Annotated in this window: 17 protein-coding genes and 2 tRNA genes; 8 read left to right on the top strand and 11 right to left on the bottom strand. The window is 57.4% G+C overall.

Going from position 1 to position 15,118, the window contains the following annotated elements; genetic code table 11:
• Window positions 1–46: 46 nt before the first annotated feature.
• Window positions 47–400 carry a nuclear transport factor 2 family protein gene (locus ACIQT8_RS11920; protein ID WP_138790906.1) on the bottom strand — a complete coding sequence of 118 codons (354 nt, stop codon included), beginning with the start codon at window positions 398–400 and terminating at the stop codon, window positions 47–49.
• Window positions 401–791: 391 nt separating this feature from the next.
• Here ACIQT8_RS11920 and ACIQT8_RS11925 point away from each other — a divergent pair, with 391 nt between their 5' ends.
• Window positions 792–1,394 carry a J domain-containing protein gene (locus ACIQT8_RS11925; protein ID WP_262522966.1) on the top strand — a complete coding sequence of 201 codons (603 nt, stop codon included), beginning with the start codon at window positions 792–794 and terminating at the stop codon, window positions 1,392–1,394.
• Window positions 1,395–1,436: 42 nt separating this feature from the next.
• Here the strand turns inward: ACIQT8_RS11925 and ACIQT8_RS11930 are convergent, their stop codons facing one another.
• Window positions 1,437–2,048: a DUF922 domain-containing Zn-dependent protease gene (locus tag ACIQT8_RS11930; protein ID WP_400965361.1), complete on the bottom strand. Its 612-nt coding sequence runs from the start codon at window positions 2,046–2,048 to the stop codon at window positions 1,437–1,439.
• Between the two features lie 159 nt (window positions 2,049–2,207).
• Complete coding sequence (locus ACIQT8_RS11935; RefSeq protein ID WP_138790903.1) at window positions 2,208–2,681, bottom strand: PRC-barrel domain-containing protein; 474 nt, start codon at window positions 2,679–2,681, stop codon at window positions 2,208–2,210.
• Between the two features lie 165 nt (window positions 2,682–2,846).
• On the opposite strand from ACIQT8_RS11935, the gene ACIQT8_RS11940 reads away from it, so the two are divergent.
• Complete coding sequence (locus ACIQT8_RS11940; protein WP_400965365.1) at window positions 2,847–3,266, top strand: DUF1801 domain-containing protein; 420 nt, start codon at window positions 2,847–2,849, stop codon at window positions 3,264–3,266.
• Between the two features lie 33 nt (window positions 3,267–3,299).
• Here the strand turns inward: ACIQT8_RS11940 and ACIQT8_RS11945 are convergent, their stop codons facing one another.
• Together ACIQT8_RS11945 and uvrB are read right to left on the bottom strand one after the other, a co-directional pair.
• Entirely contained in the window at window positions 3,300–4,268 is a 969-nt protein-coding gene (locus ACIQT8_RS11945) for an alpha/beta hydrolase family protein (RefSeq protein ID WP_138790901.1), read from the bottom strand.
• A 72-nt stretch (window positions 4,269–4,340) separates the two neighbouring features.
• A complete protein-coding gene (gene uvrB, locus ACIQT8_RS11950; protein WP_400965369.1) occupies window positions 4,341–7,250 on the bottom strand; it encodes an excinuclease ABC subunit UvrB in 2,910 nt (969 codons plus the stop codon).
• Window positions 7,251–7,499: 249 nt separating this feature from the next.
• Here uvrB and ACIQT8_RS11955 point away from each other — a divergent pair, with 249 nt between their 5' ends.
• A complete protein-coding gene (locus ACIQT8_RS11955) occupies window positions 7,500–7,850 on the top strand; it encodes a DMT family protein (protein WP_138790899.1) in 351 nt (116 codons plus the stop codon).
• Between the two features lie 50 nt (window positions 7,851–7,900).
• Here ACIQT8_RS11955 and ACIQT8_RS11960 read toward each other — a convergent pair whose 3' ends face one another.
• Window positions 7,901–9,319, bottom strand: coding sequence for a PepSY-associated TM helix domain-containing protein (locus tag ACIQT8_RS11960; RefSeq protein WP_400965372.1), 1,419 nt, complete (start codon window positions 9,317–9,319; stop codon window positions 7,901–7,903).
• A 56-nt stretch (window positions 9,320–9,375) separates the two neighbouring features.
• Entirely contained in the window at window positions 9,376–9,897 is a 522-nt protein-coding gene (locus tag ACIQT8_RS11965) for a DUF2946 family protein (RefSeq protein ID WP_400965375.1), read from the bottom strand.
• Between ACIQT8_RS11965 and ACIQT8_RS11970 the strand changes: the two genes are divergently transcribed.
• Window positions 9,896–10,309 (top strand): DUF1801 domain-containing protein, encoded by a 414-nt coding sequence (locus tag ACIQT8_RS11970; RefSeq protein ID WP_262522963.1) that lies wholly within the window; start codon window positions 9,896–9,898, stop codon window positions 10,307–10,309. The genes ACIQT8_RS11965 and ACIQT8_RS11970 overlap by 2 nt on opposite strands.
• A gap of 7 nt (window positions 10,310–10,316) precedes the next feature.
• On the opposite strand, the gene ACIQT8_RS11975 is transcribed toward ACIQT8_RS11970, so the two are convergent.
• The 3 genes from ACIQT8_RS11975 to rlmB form a co-directional block, all read right to left on the bottom strand.
• Complete coding sequence (locus ACIQT8_RS11975; RefSeq protein ID WP_400965378.1) at window positions 10,317–10,910, bottom strand: hypothetical protein; 594 nt, start codon at window positions 10,908–10,910, stop codon at window positions 10,317–10,319.
• Between the two features lie 4 nt (window positions 10,911–10,914).
• Window positions 10,915–11,304, bottom strand: coding sequence for an acyl-CoA thioesterase (locus tag ACIQT8_RS11980; protein ID WP_138790895.1), 390 nt, complete (start codon window positions 11,302–11,304; stop codon window positions 10,915–10,917).
• Between the two features lie 75 nt (window positions 11,305–11,379).
• Entirely contained in the window at window positions 11,380–12,267 is an 888-nt protein-coding gene (rlmB, locus tag ACIQT8_RS11985; RefSeq protein ID WP_138790894.1) for a 23S rRNA (guanosine(2251)-2'-O)-methyltransferase RlmB, read from the bottom strand.
• A gap of 243 nt (window positions 12,268–12,510) precedes the next feature.
• Here rlmB and ACIQT8_RS11990 point away from each other — a divergent pair.
• The 3 genes from ACIQT8_RS11990 (at window position 12,511) to ACIQT8_RS12000 (ending at window position 13,534) form a co-directional block, all read left to right on the top strand.
• Window positions 12,511–12,595: transfer RNA gene (locus ACIQT8_RS11990), tRNA-Tyr, on the top strand.
• Window positions 12,596–12,620: 25 nt separating this feature from the next.
• Window positions 12,621–12,694: transfer RNA gene (locus ACIQT8_RS11995), tRNA-Gly, on the top strand.
• A gap of 471 nt (window positions 12,695–13,165) precedes the next feature.
• Window positions 13,166–13,534, top strand: coding sequence for an MliC family protein (locus ACIQT8_RS12000; RefSeq protein ID WP_400965382.1), 369 nt, complete (start codon window positions 13,166–13,168; stop codon window positions 13,532–13,534).
• Window positions 13,535–13,976: 442 nt separating this feature from the next.
• On the opposite strand, the gene ACIQT8_RS12005 is transcribed toward ACIQT8_RS12000, so the two are convergent.
• Window positions 13,977–14,609 carry a TerC family protein gene (locus ACIQT8_RS12005; protein ID WP_400965385.1) on the bottom strand — a complete coding sequence of 211 codons (633 nt, stop codon included), beginning with the start codon at window positions 14,607–14,609 and terminating at the stop codon, window positions 13,977–13,979.
• Window positions 14,610–15,023: 414 nt separating this feature from the next.
• On the opposite strand from ACIQT8_RS12005, the gene ACIQT8_RS12010 reads away from it, so the two are divergent.
• On the top strand, window positions 15,024–15,118 hold a 95-nt coding region (locus tag ACIQT8_RS12010; RefSeq protein WP_018010120.1), incomplete at its 3' end, for a GTP-binding protein.

Consider the following 15,118-nt stretch of genomic DNA (forward strand, 5'->3'; position numbering starts at 1 on the left):
CGGTCGTGGTTCGACCGCTGTTTTCCGGCAATGTGTTGCCTGTGTTCTACGGCTTCACGTGATAGAGCTTGTGGACGATGAACCAGTTTCCATCGCGTTCCAGCAGCGAAAGATATTCACAGAAGTCGGTGCCGTCGAAGCTGGTGGTCAGTTTGACGGAGGCGCTGTCGCCTTCCTTGTCTATCCCCAATATCTCGAAGGACGGATCGTGGTCGGGGAGACCGCGCTCGTTCTCCCTGATCTGGCCAACAAAATCATCGAGCGAAAGCCATTCGGTTTCTCCCAGATAATTCCCGACGATTGAGGCGCGCGGATCGAAAACATCGCGCATCAGCCCTTCATCCGCGTAGGCCATGGCATGAACATAGTCTGTGACGGTCTGTGTGATCGTTTGCGGCACCGGACTGACCCTCCCTTCAGATCGATGATCAAGAGTACACCCGTTGATGGTATTTCGCCATAACCCCTTGCCACGCAGTGTTTTTGCGCCCGCGCGTCAGCCGTAACTTTGTCTCGATCCTGTCGAGCAGTGTGCCGCGAAATCTCTTTCGTCACGGCTGTCCACAATTTTGTCCGGCCTGCCATTATAGTGGCCTTGGCCTCGACAAATTTCGGGACCAAGGGCTTTTCGCCCGGTTTTATATCGCTATGGCGGTGCATCCTTTTTGGGGTTTTACCGCTTTGACTGGTGCAGCAGGGGTGCTCGTGGCGCGCTTTTCGCCTATGATCAGTCCGCTGCCGTCAGGATATGTTCGGCATGCTGGTGAAGAGTTGCGTTTGAAGGTGTTTTCGTGATCGATCCTTATATATTGCTAGGCGTGGAGCGCGATGCCGACGAGGCTGCGATCAAATCCGCCTATCGGAAGGTGGCCAAGGCTGCTCATCCCGACAGCGGCGGTGACGCCGAGCAATTCGCGAAACTTCAGACAGCCTATGAATTGTTGAAGGACCCGGTACGCCGCAAGGTGTTCGACGATACCGGTTACGATCCGCAACTGGCCGATGCCAAGGATCTCAAGGGCCTGCTGATGCTGGAAACGCTCGTCAACGAGTTCATTCTTGATGAACGCGAGCCGGGCAGCTTCGATCCCGTGGCGGCGATGCGCCGCAAACTGACCGACGATATCCTGAAGAGTCGCTTTCACATTCTGGAACTGGAGCGGCACCGCACCCGTGTCCGCAAACATATGGACCGGTTGGGCAAAAAACCGGAGACCGATGTTCTCGGCTCCATGCTGCGTGCCCGCAGCCAGTCGATTGCCGAGGCGATCCGCAATGCCGAGGCGCAGATCGAAGCAATCGAACAAGCCTATACGATGCTTGAAGGATATTCTTACGAACTGGAAGCCATGTCCTTGCCGCAACCCGTGCTGAAAGGCGAGGCTGCCGAGTAAGGCAAGGCTTATCTGCGAAGGCCACGAGGCTTTACCGATCGATCAGGGGCCGTTGACCAGTGACAGAATGAGCTGATGAACGCGACCGCCGGGTGATAGTTCGTCTCGGTCAAAGTCTCTGCCGCGTTGTCGCTGTTCGTTGGACAATTCGCCCAGCCGCTGTTGCAGCACCGCACGGACTTTCTGACATCCCGGATCGCTTTCGGCCCGCAAGCCGACGCTATAGGCTTCGATCTTCTTCACCATGTCGACGATGTGCTCGCCATGCACCCGCTCGTGGGTTTCCACTCCGCTGATGAAGGTTTTCCAGCTCGCCGCGACGGCGGTCGGCAGCTTCGCCGGTGCCTTTGGCCAGGTGTAGATGATGGTGAGGTTGGGGCGCGCGGTGGCCAGCACGCAGGCGCCATCAGGCTGCGGGCGATAGTCACGCCGCCATGTCAGCTTGAACGTGGTGTGGGCGATGGCCTGCACGCCCGCCATGGGACCGCGCTCGCCGATGGAATCGTAAAGCGCTGCCCCTGAGTTGCCCGTAACGGTATAGGTCTTGATCTGCTCGGCTGGTTTCCAGTCTGCAGCCTGAGCCGAAGGCGCCAGTAAAGCCGACACTAAAGACGCTACGGTGAAAGTGAGCGAAGAGTATTTTGAGGCGGGCACGCATCGATCCTTGGATGGTTTTGCGGGCCGAAGATAGGCGAGGGGTGGGCGGCAAGGCAAGCGTTGCATCGGCCCCGCGACGGCATTTATCGCTGCGGCCATCTCTATACAAAAAGCCCCTGCGACGGATCGCAGGGGCCGCTTGTGACTGTAGGGGTGTCAGTCATCAAGCTTGTCGTAATCGAGCTTGGGCGCGTTTTGCAGCGCATCCTTGGTAGTGTCGACATAGGCTTTCCAGGTGCCATTGTCGTTGTTGATCGCAACGGATGCCGGGTCGAGAACCACGTAGCTCTTGTCGATGCCCAGGAAACCGCCGACGCTGGCAACGAGACCGATCACGGCCTTGCCTTCGCCAATGACCACATCTTCGATTTCACCGATGTCCTCGCCCTTGGCATTGTAGATATCCATGCCATCGAGCTGCGAGGCGGTCAGGTCGGTCTTCTGCACGTTGACGAATTTCAGCGGACCACTGGCCTTCGTGCCCATGGTGAAGCCAGGGCCAGAAAGTGCCGCATCCGCACCAACTGCTGCAGGAGCCGTCTCGGCCGGTGCCGTGGTGGCGGTCTGCGCGAAGGCAACAGAAGAGGTCAGGGCTGCGACGGCAGCCAGTGCGAAAACCTTGTTTTTCATGATGTTTCTTCCCTTTGTATGCTGAACGTTGCGTTCGGGGAAGAAACGAAGGGAGGCGGAATTGGTTCCTGTGAGACGAAATGAAAAATCGTGTTTATGATGTTCCCTGACCGTTCGTGCGCAGCACGAAATGGTTAAAGCAGCGGGAATAGAGGGAGGATGGGCGTGGTCAAAAAAGCGGCGGAAAATGATATCGAGGCGACTGCGGCATCAGATTTCATCGATCAGAAGATCGCCGACCTTGGCGGTTGGCGGGGCGATGTGCTGGCGCGTGTACGGGCCATTATCAAAAAGGCCGATCCAGACGTCGTGGAGGAGGTCAAATGGCGTGGGGTCCCCGTCTGGTCGCATGACGGTATCATCTGTACGGGCGAGACCTACAAGAGCGCCGTGAAATTGACCTTCGCCAAAGGGGCGTCGCTGGACGACCCAGGTCGTCTGTTCAATTCCAGCCTCGAAGGCAATACCCGGCGCGCCATCGATCTTCACGAGGGCGATAAGGTTGACGAGGAGGCGCTGGCAGCCTTGATCCGCGCTGCTGCCGCGTTAAACGCTGTGGGTAAAGCCGCGAAGAAGCGGAAGTAAGCTCGCCAGAGGGATCGATAGAGACCTGGATTGCTAGTCCTGAGCCACATTCATGTCTTTGTCCCACTGGCTATCGATGAATTTCAGTGCGTCGATGATCGATATTTTCCATACGGACCAGAGGTGATCGCCATCGGTGATCCGTAACTCGGATTTACGGTTATCGGCCTGCAATGTCTCATGCAGGGCCACGGCGCCGCGCCACAGGTTGAAGCCATCGTCGTCGCCGACCGTCAAATAGGTTGCCGGTAAATCCTGGCTTTGAACAACGTGTCTGGCTATGAGTGTGAAAATGTTCTTGTCGTTGAACAGTCGTGCATCGAAGGGCGTACCGAAGGCGCCGGAAAAATGATCGCCGGTGGAAGGCAGCACGATGCCGCTGGTGATGGTGGCGCGGTCGATACGGTGAAAGAATGCGCTATCCTGAATGAGCCTGAGTTCGGCCGGCGTCTTGTCCACGTCTCCGGCCGGAACATTTTGCCAGATCGCGCCTGACAGGCTTGCGACCGCAGTGTATAAATCTTCGTGGCCGTAGGCGAGGCGGAGCGCACCGAACCCACCCATAGACAGGCCGGCGATCGCGCGTCCCTGCTTGTCCTTGCGTACGGGCATCGTCGTTTCGACGTGGAACCGAAGATCGCGGGTGATGGCCGTTTCGTAGTCACCCGGTCCCTCGATAGAACTCGAATCGACATACCAGCTATTTTTAGCGCCCGGCATTACCACCACAAGCGGACGGATCGTGCCCGATGCGATCATGCCGTCCAGCGTGTTTTCGATATTGCCGAGATCGCGCCAACTGTTCTGATCGCCGTCATGGCCATGCAGCAGATAGAGCACCGGCCAGCCGTTGTCCGGCGGGTCGCCATCCGGCCGGTAAATGTTGACGGAAAGATCACTCCCCAGCGCTTTGCTTTTGAAAGTGGCGTCTTCGATTTGTCCGGCGAACGCCGGCCCTGAAGCGAGAAACAAACAAAGTCTCGCCAGATTTTTTCGAAGCATGCCAATCTCCCTTGCGGGTCCCTAAACACAACCAACGTTTGTGGGAGTGCCGGGTTCCGGAGCGCTAGTCTGTCAACGTCCCGGCCTTCCCGTCTTGCCCTTGGTGCGGCCCTTGCGCTTTTCATCGACCGGATCTTCGTAAGAACCCGCGCCGACCTTGCCGCGCACGATCGGGCGCGGGTCGTCGGTGCGTTTTTCCGGTTGGCCTTCCAGCAGTGGTGAGAACCGTTTGCCCGGCTCATCCGGTTTGTCGGGGACTGCACCACGAACAGGTTTTTCGGTGCGGCCCACGGTCATCTCATCGAGGGTGTTCTTGCGGAACAGCGGTTTGGCGGTGTCTGTGCCTGGTCCCATGTCATCGAGTGACGGTTTGGTGAAGAGCGATTCACTGCCAGCGCCTTTGGAAGCCGCTTTTGCTCTGCCTCTTCCGCTTTCGGCGCTCGAAGCCTCTTCTCTGGCAATCGGGTCGTCCATGGCGGCGAGTTCGGCGGCCTTGAGGCGCTTGATTTCGTCGCGCAGTCGGGCGGCCTTTTCGAAGTCGAGATCGGCCGCGGCGTCGCGCATGGACTTTTCCAGCGCGTTGAGATGGGCCTGCAAGTTGTTGCCAACGAGGTGGCCGCCATCGGCAAAGCCCTTACCGGAAACGCCGGAAATATCGGCTCTTACGTGATCCTTCTCATAAACAGAATCAAGAATATCGGAGATTTTGGCCTTGACCGATTCCGGCGTGATGCCATTCTCTTCGTTATAAGCCATCTGCTTTTCGCGACGACGGCTGGTCTCTTCCATCGCTCGCTTCATCGAGCCTGTGACGTTGTCGGCGTAAAGGATGACCTTGCCGTAGACGTTACGCGCCGCACGGCCAATGGTCTGGATGAGAGATGTTTCGGACCGCAGGAAGCCTTCCTTGTCGGCATCGAGAATGGCGACGAAGCCGCATTCGGGAATGTCCAGACCCTCGCGCAGCAGGTTGATACCCACCAGCACGTCAAAGGCGCCGAGACGAAGATCGCGGATGATCTCGATACGCTCCAGCGTGTCGATATCCGAGTGCATGTAGCGCACGCGAACGCCCTGTTCGTGCAGATATTCGGTGAGGTCTTCCGCCATTCGTTTGGTCAGCACGGTGCAGAGGGTGCGATATCCCTTGGCGGCGGTTTCGCGGATTTCACCAAGGACGTCGTCCACCTGCGTACGTGCCGAGCGAACTTCCACCGGTGGATCGATCAGACCGGTCGGACGGATAACCTGTTCGGCGAACACGCCGCCGGCCATCTCCATTTCCCAGCCACCTGGCGTGGCGGAAACTGAAACGGTCTGCGGGCGCATGGCGTCCCATTCCTCGAAGCGCAGCGGGCGGTTGTCCATGCAGGATGGAAGGCGGAAGCCATATTCCGCCAGTGTCGCCTTGCGGCGAAAGTCGCCGCGATACATGCCACCGATCTGCGGAATGGTGACGTGGCTTTCATCGATAAAGATCAGGGCGTCGTCGGGAATATATTCGAACAGGGTCGGTGGCGGCTCGCCGGGATTGCGACCGGTGAGATAACGCGAATAGTTCTCGATGCCGGCACAGGAACCTGTCGCCTCAAGCATCTCGATATCGTAACGGGTGCGTTGTTCCAGACGTTGCGCTTCTAGAAGACGGCCGGCCTTTTCCAGTTCGGCAAGGCGCATTTTCAGCTCTTCCTTGATCGACTTGATGGCACCGTTCAGGGTCGGGCGTGGCGTCACATAGTGCGAGTTGGCATATATCTTGACCGATTGCAGGTCACCGGTTTTCTGGCCTGTCAGCGGATCGAATTCAGTGATGGATTCGATCTCGTCGCCCCACATGGAAATGCGCCAGGCGGCATCTTCCAAGTGGGCGGGGAAGATTTCGATGGTATCGCCACGCACCCGGAAGGAGCCGCGCACGAAATTGATGTCCTGCCGCTTGTACTGCTGGGCCACGAGGTCGGCCAGAAGCTGCCGCTGATCCAGCCGGTCACCGACCTGCATCTGGAATGTCATGGCCGTATAGGTTTCGACCGAGCCGATACCGTAGATGCAGGAGACCGAGGCGACGATGATACAGTCGTCGCGTTCCAGAATGGCGCGGGTGGCGGCGTGGCGCATCCGGTCGATCTGCTCGTTGATCGACGATTCCTTTTCGATATAGGTGTCCGAGCGCGGCACATAGGCTTCCGGCTGGTAATAGTCGTAGTAGGAAACGAAGTATTCGACCGCGTTGTTCGGGAAGAAGTTCTTGAATTCGGAGTAGAGCTGCGCGGCGAGAGTCTTGTTCGGCGCAAGGATGACAGCCGGACGCTGTGTCGCCTCGATCACCTTTGCCATGGTGAAGGTCTTGCCAGAGCCGGTGACGCCGAGCAGCACCTGGGAACGATCACCGGAATTGATACCTTCGACCAGATCGGCAATTGCGGTCGGCTGGTCGCCGGACGGTTTGTATTCCGTAACCATCTCGATAGCGATGCCGCCTTCGGATTTCGGCGGGCGGGCAGGGCGGTGCGGTGTCCACAGCTTGCCGTCCTTGAACAGCGGATTGCCGCTTTCAATCAGTTTGGAGAGTGCGTCGACCGTCGCCGTCACGGCGCCGGGAGCAAGGGCGCCGGCATCTTCCAGTGACACATCCAGACCGGCGACCGGATTAAGGCCAGCTGCCGCACGTGTTTTGGGGTCGGACGATCCGCCGATCGACACGCCACGCGCGGTTTTGGAAGCCGTCGTTTTCTTGGCTGTCTTCGCAGGCGCAGCCTTTTCGGCTTCCTTGCGGGCCTCGATCTCGATTTTTTTGCGGTGTTTGCCGGCCTTGGAGGCTATCTCGCGCTGTGTTTCGACAGACGAGGCTTCTGCCTCTGCCTCCAGCTGCTTCACCCAGTCGGCAACGCTGCCGGAAAGCGGTGCGCCTTCAAACGGCGCCTGCGGCATTTCCTCGAACCCGGAGTTTGAGGATGTGGAATTTTTCGGTGATCTGGCCATGGCGAGAATATGGAGGGAGTCAGCGGAGAAAGGAAGGGGCGACGATGAAAAAATGAGTACAAAAGGGAAACGTCGTCTGCCTGGGAACCGAATGGCTGGATCTTCGTTTCTGCTGGCCGAAAACTGCGCTCAGCATTCGCAGTCGCTCGAAATTTTTGGCTGCAACGCCGGGATTTTCGGAAATCGGCGTTACACTTTTCGGTCCGATGCTCTAAGCCGTTTTCTATCTTCGTTTCCCAAGGATTTGTCATGCCCGCAATCAGCCCTGCTCACATCTGGCCTGTCCTGATGCTCGTTGCCTCCAATGTTTTCATGACCTTTGCCTGGTACGGGCACCTCAAGCACAAGGGCAGCGCCCTGTTTCTGGCCATTCTGGCGAGCTGGGGTATCGCTTTCTTCGAATATTGCCTTGCAGTACCGGCCAACAGGCTGGGATCGGAGGTCTATTCGACGGCGCAGCTCAAGACCATTCAGGAAGTCATTACGCTGGCGGTGTTCGCGCTGTTTTCGGTTTTCTGGCTGAAGGAAAGCATCACCATCAATCATGTCATCGGTTTTGCACTCATTGCGCTGGGTGCGTCGTTCATCTTCAGATCCTGATGGTCGAAGCGACGGCCGGGATTGCTCCCGGCCACAGTTATCAGATGTTTTTAGACGCCACGGCGCTTCTGGCGTGACTGCATCAAGAGATCGAGCAGCAACATGACAAGCAGGCTCATTCCGACCAATGGGAAGATGATGCCTCCTATGGCAAGGATGGCAATGAGCCCATAGAGCACGCGTCTGTCTTGCGGCATGGGTGGAACACCGAGAGAGCCCGTTGGGCGACGTTTCCACCACATGATGCCGCCGGAGGTGGCGAGCACAATGATGCCGAGGCAGGCCAGGGTCAGCACGATCTGGTTTGTCAGGCCAAATTGCTGTCCCATATGCGTGTTGATGCCGAATTCCAGCGCCTTGCCGAGTGGTCCGTAGTCGGCGTAGCTCATGTCGATCAATGGCTCGCCGCTATATTGATCGAGATGGATGACACGCTGTTTCTGAAGGTCGTCAGGATAAACAGAACCGCTATAGACGCCTTGCGGTGTTGTCGGCAGTGCGACCACATAACCCGGTGAAAGCCCGAGCTGATCGAAGCGGGCAACGGCCTGATCAACGCCGATAGAGGTAGCGGGCAGAATGCTTTCAGCGATGGGCCGCGTCATGTCTTCTGCGCTGTGCTGGCCGTGGTCATGCCCTTGTGAGATCGGAATTCTGGCCTGTTCCAGCGACCAGGACGTTTTGGAAATCTCATCCAGTTTCTGGGTGGACATGGGGATGTTGATACGCACGCCGGAGGGATATCCGAAGTTGTTGCCATTGGCCCATTCGTTGACCTTGCCGCCCCAGACGCCCGACCAGGGCATGCCGGTAAGGGCGAGGAAAACGATGAAGATACCAGCGAAAATTCCGGTGACGGCATGGGTGTCGCGCCAGAAGACGCGCTTGGTCGGCGTGCCGCGCACAGACAGCACGCCGCCGGTCTGTTTGCGCGGCCACCAGAGATAGATGCCGGTTGCGACCAGCAGGATGGACCAGCCCGCCGCGATCTCGATGAGGTAACGTGCATAGGTGCCAAAATATTTCAGGCTGTGCAGATAACGGATCGTCCACATGACGGTACCGCGATCCGGAAGGGAGCCGAGAGCCTCCCGTGTATAAGGATTGACATAAACGGCGCGCCTGCCATCCGTCGTGTTAACGGTGATCTCGACCGAGGCGGCGGGATCGATTGGCGTGGTGTATTTGACTGCCGTACCGGGAACCGCTGCAAGCGCGGCGGCGATGATCTCGGATGGAAGCGCTCTCGGAGCGTTTTGTACTGCTTCGACACGCTTGATATCGGCGTGGATGACGTTGTCCAGCTCATCCTTGAACAGATAAAGCGCGCCGGTGACAGCAAGCGTTACCATGAACGGCAGGACGAAAAGACCGGCATAAAAGTGCCAGCGCCAGACGGCGCGGTAAAGGCTGGTGGACGAAGATTGCGCACGCGGGCGCTCCCCTTCGACAGAAGTGGTGACGGACATGGGTGTCTCCGCAAGATAAGGATGGTCCGGCCTTTCCCGGCCGGATGGTTCATGCGTCAGATCTGCAGAGAAAGGGGTGGGGCGCGGGCTCGCGAATCCCTGTTGGGCGGAGAGGGTGGCAGGGCCGCGTCGGCTGGCAGGACGGCGATCTGCACCTTCGGGATAATGTCGGCGGGCAGGTCATCAGGTATGACGGGAAGGGCGGCCGTAGAGAGGGAAGCAAGGCGGCAAAGCGCGCCGCAGCAATTGTTGGCCAGTTTGGAGGCTGGATTTTCCTTGCCAGTCGCACCATCAGGGGAATGGGTGGAGCAGATAACGTCGCCCGCTGCGAGGGCCGCTGCCGCCATGCTGCCGTTAGCAGCGCCATTTACAAGGCCTTGCAACAAGAACAGCAAAAGCGCCAGCGTGGCGATGGCGCCAGCCGAACTGCGATCCTGCATGATCTTGCGAATAAACCTCATGGCTTGTGAGGTGCCATATTCTTCTTCCGATGTCACTGCGACAAAGGTGATCCCGGGCTGACGGCGCAAAGCGGCGCAATCGTCGGCACCCTGCATTCGTGCTATAAGGGAGCCCATGATCGAGAAAAGCCAACCGAAGCTGCTCTCCAGCGGCAACCCGCAGATCCCTTTGGGCCATGGCAACGAGCCGGTTCAGGCTTATATTACTGCGATGCCGGGCTGGAAATCCGGGATTGGCCGCCGTGTCGACCGGATCGTGGAGGACGTGTTTCCGGCTGTCCGAAAAGCCGTGAAATGGAATACGCCGCTTTACGGTAAAGAGGATGGCTGGTTCTGCTCGATGTACTGCTACAAAAAATACGTTCAGCTTGCTTTCATGCGAGGAAGTGCGCTCATGCCCGTTCCACCGGTGGCCTCGAAACAGGCCAATGTGCGATACTTCAATATCTACGAGGACGATATTCTGGATGAAGCCCAGCTCGCGGACTGGGTGAAACAGGCCGCGGCCCTGCCGGGCCATAATTTCTGACGACTGCTCAGGTCAGCAGGTCGTAAGTGCGGAAAATCCAGACGACCTGATAGATCAGTGCGAAGGCGATGAGGCCCTGGTGGAAGCGGCGATTGGCAATGAAAGCCGCTGTCGTGAACAAAGCCACGAACACGATGTTGCGGAGGATATATTCCAGACCAAGAGCGGCGAAATAATCGCGGCCTTTCAGCAGCGTGTCGGCAATATCGGTCACGAAGAGCGCGGCCAGAAACGCAAAAAACCAGCCTTTGCGCGAGAAGAAATAATCTTCGTATCCGGTGTATTCCTTCATTTCCGTCGGGAACAGCAGCACGCAGAGAAAGTAAAACAGCGAGCAGAACAGGATGAGAAAAAGGAATGCTCCGAAGCCCAGCACGTGGCCGGTTGCCGCCAGGCGGTGTTCCCACCACCAGAAATGCACGAGCATGAGAAACAGAAACGCCACCCAGCCGAGATGAACGAGATAGATACGTTCCTTTTTCGGATGCTGTACGAAACCGGCGAGACCAGTCAGAAGGCGGGCGAGACTGAGGCCGACGACCATGCCCATGACGGCACGAATGTGCGAATAAGCTTCCGCAGCATTGACGGCGGCCTCCATGGTCTTACTCCGCAGGCGGAATGGGGGTGGGCTTACCTTCTTCGTCCATCGCCACCATGATGAAGGTTCCGGCGGTGACCTTTTCCAGCTTGTCGAAGCGTGAGCGCTGCGCCCATGCTTCCACGGAAAGGGTAATGGAAGTCCGGCCGACGCGAACGATCTCTGTGTAGATCGACAGCGTGTCACCGATCTTGACCGGCAGTTCGAAGGCCATTTCTTTCACTGCTGCCGTCACGACGCGACAGCGAGCACGTTCGGCGGCGCGGATGCCGCTGGCCAAGTCCATCTGCGACATGACCCAGCCACCGAAAATGTCGCCCGCCGGATTTGCGTCTGCGGGCATGGCGAGCGTTCTAAGCGTCAGTTCGCCGGTCGGTTTGATCATATCGGGCATCGTATCCTGGTCTCCATGCGTGCAAATAAGGCGCAGCATGCGTCGCGCCTTATTTTTTCGCAAGAAAGACGTGCCTTACGACGAGGCTTTTCCCAGGAATTGCTGTGTTGCGTAGAGGGCGATCGCCGCCGCATTCGAAACGTTCAGCGATTTGATTTCGCCCGGCATGTCGAGACGCGCCAGTGCCGAAACGGTTTCGCGCGTCTTCTGGCGCAGTCCCTTGCCTTCGGCGCCAAGCACCAGGGCAATCTTGTCACCACTGAATGTCTGCTCGATCGGGGCAGGGCCTTCCGAATCCAGTCCGATGGATGTGAAACCCAGCTTGTGCAGTTCACCCAGCGCGTCGGCGAGATTGGTGATCTGGATATAGGGAATGAGTTCCAGTGCGCCGGACGCCGATTTCGCCAGCACGCCGGATTCGGTCGGGCTGTGGCGCATCGTGGTAATCAGCGCGCCAGCATTGAATGCGACGGCCGAACGCATGATGGCGCCGACATTGTGCGGATCGGTGACCTGATCCAGAACGAGGATCAAGGGGCTGTCTTTCAGCGCACCCAGTCTTTTTACCGGCAGGGGCTTGGTTTCCAGCATCACACCCTGGTGGATTGCCTCGGGGCCAAGCACCTTGTCGATATCCTGTGGGGAAACGAACTCGACCGGAAAGGACTGGCCTTCCGCTTCGCCAATGTCGAGACGGGCAAAAGCGTTCTGCGTGACCGACAGCTTGATGATCTGCCGCTCTTTATTGGAAAGGGCGGCACGCACCGTATGCAGTCCATAAAGATAGACCTGATCCGCTGCGAGTTGCGGCGGCTTCCAGTCATCCGCGCCTTTATGCTTGCGCTTCTGTTGGGGAGGGGTCGGGATTTCGCCACGCTCACGCTTTGCATCGCGCACGGCGCGACGAAGGTTGGCGTAGTGCGTATCGCGGGTGGATTTGTCTTTGGGGGCGTCGTTGCTCATGTCGCCTTATATCTCCGGCGTGTGGCCCGCACCAGCCCTTACAACTTCGGGCCTAATTATCTCCGGTCACGACAAACTATCCACAGGGCTTTGAAGGCGCACGAAATTTTTCGAAAAAATTCGTATGACACCGTGTTGACAGAAGCGAACGAGGCCGTCATATACGCCCCCACAGACGACGAACGGCGCAGCGCCGAACGGACATCTGGACAAAGCTTGGTCGCTTGATCCTCGCAGAATACTGGAGGGATGCCCGAGTGGTTAAAGGGGACGGACTGTAAATCCGTTGGCTCAGCCTACGTTGGTTCAAATCCAACTCCCTCCACCATTCTGCACGGATCGAAATCACCACCGCGGGTATAGCTCAATGGTAGAGCAGCAGCCTTCCAAGCTGAATACGCGGGTTCGATTCCCGCTACCCGCTCCAATCTCTTCACGGCATAGCATTCACCTGTTCTGAGCTTGATTGGCTCATGAGCTGTGGCTTTTTCCATCCTTCTTATTTGCGATAGCTCGTAGCGGGATGTCAGGCGATCGACATCATTTGCCGGCTTTCTGCCTTGTTCCGGGCGATGAGTTGGTTCCGATGGTGCAACTGCGCATTCCATCGGGTAAAATATACGAATAGTTTGCTTTTTTCCCTCTTGATACAGGACTCGAATGGGCGGCGGTGCCGCTTTCACGGGCCAGGCGGCATATCGCACGTTTTGCGTGCTGCCGAGCGAATGGATGCGAATGACAAAGCGACTTAGGAATTATCTCGTCGTGCTGGCCATTTCCCTGGTGATGTGGGCTCTCATTCTGGGGGGCGGGTACTGGCTGTTCACCTGATGCCAGTCCGCCTGATTCCCGCCCTTATGCGATGCGTTTATGTGTGCAGGTAAGGGAAGGACATGCCATGAAAAGATCCGCTGCAATTGCTCTCATCACGATAATGCTGTCTCCACTCGTTGTCACCAGCGTCATGGCGGAGGACATTATTATTCCGTTGCCTGAAACGACGAGCGTTGAAAAAATAGAATCGGCTTATCAGTGTGGGCAGGAAAAGGTGGTGGCGACCTATCTGAATGCCGGAAATATCAGTCTCGTGCGAATCGCATTTGCAGACAGAATCATTGTCGCCTCGAACGTCATGGCTGCTTCGGGTGCGAAATATCAGGGCAGTGTCTATGTCTGGTGGTCAAAGGGCGATGAAGCCGATCTTTACGATCTGATGGCGGATGCCGAGATGAAAAAGCCGGTGCATTGCACAGCGGTCAAACCCTGAGCCACACATGTGTCGCCCAAATGAAACCGGCGGCATGATATGGGTTTAAGGCCCATCTCGCACCGCCGGTCAGTGTCAAAAAATCCAGTTGGCGTGTCCTAATGGAGAAAGAACATCACCAGCAGGGTAACGAGGACAAGCGAGCTTCCGACGCAACCGAGCTTCATCCAGCGAAGACGGCGCGTACGGCCTCCACCCCAGTCATAAGCCATTGTTCGTTATGCCTTTCTTCTTGTTTTTCTTAACCTGATATTTAGCTCCCTATGCTTGCCCGGGGCTGACCTCAACTGTCAAAACGGACGGGCGAAAATTGGTGATTTTCCGATTGCAGTAAAATGTTGCAGCGCAACGCAAGCGTGATTCACGTTGCCACGCAGGCAACAAAAAAAGCCCGGAAACATCGCGTTTTCGGGCCTTTGTTTTGCGTGAGTTTCCGGTGTGATCAGCCGAAATAAGGCTGGATATGCGGCAGGACTTCAAGTGTTCCGTGATAGAGCATGTTCAGCGCCACGTAGATGATGACCATCAGGCCAAGGTAGGAAATCCAGCGGTAGCGGTGCAGCAGCTTCGCGACGAAGTTTGCGGCAAGGCCCATCAGGGCGATAGAAACGATGAGGCCGATTACCAGAACGGTGATGTGTTCCTGAGCCGCGCCGGCAACAGCCAAAACGTTGTCCAGCGACATCGATACATCGGCGATGACGATTTGGATCGCCGCCTGGAAGAATGTCTTGTGGCCTTTGGTAAGGTCAGCTTCTTCGTCGGTTACCTCATCTTCCATCGAGCCGTTCTGTTCGCGGAGTTCTGCCCACATTTTCCAGCAGACCCAGGCCAGAAGCAGGCCGCCGAAGAGCTGCAGGCCGACCACAGACAGAAGTTGGACGGTGATGGCTGCAAAGCCGATGCGCAGCACCGTCGCTGCGATGATGCCGACGAGGATTGCCTTGCGGCGCAGGTGGGCTGGGAGACCGGCGGCGGCGAGGCCGATGACGATGGCGTTGTCCCCCGCCAGAACGAGATCGATCGCGATGACCTGTAGAAATGCCGTAAACCCGGCAGCGGTGAAGATTTCCATGTGGATGCCCTGAAACGGATAGAAAAGCGCTGGCCGCAGGACGCGGCCGGTCGTGATGTCGTTCGGTACAAGGCGGTTGGCGTCTCTCCCCGGACGTATTCGCTTCCATAAGCCAAGAACTGTGCCGTGGTAAAGAGTTCGTTATCGACGGTAAAGAGTTCGTTATCGCCGACGTGCGTTTAACGGGCATGACAAACACACGCTGATTCAACGCGGGGTTGGCACGCCGGGTTGCCCAATTGGGTTTGACTTTCGCAGCGGCGGCCCCATATGAGGGCTTCAATGCCGCGCTTCATGCGCGTGCGAGGGCGCTTTAACAATTAAGTCTTGCGCATTCGCTTACAAAGCCTTAAACGGCGACACCAAACCGGTCCGCCGGGGAAACTACTTCATGTTCACAGGAAGAAAATTCACATGGCAAAGAGCAAGTTTGAGCGCAATAAGCCGCACGTCAACATTGGCACGATCGGTCACGTTGACCATGGCAAGACGTCGCTGACGGCAGCAAT

The sequence above is a fragment of the Agrobacterium sp. NPDC090273 genome (assembly GCF_044772305.1).
In the GTDB taxonomy this organism is placed as follows: domain Bacteria; phylum Pseudomonadota; class Alphaproteobacteria; order Rhizobiales; family Rhizobiaceae; genus Agrobacterium.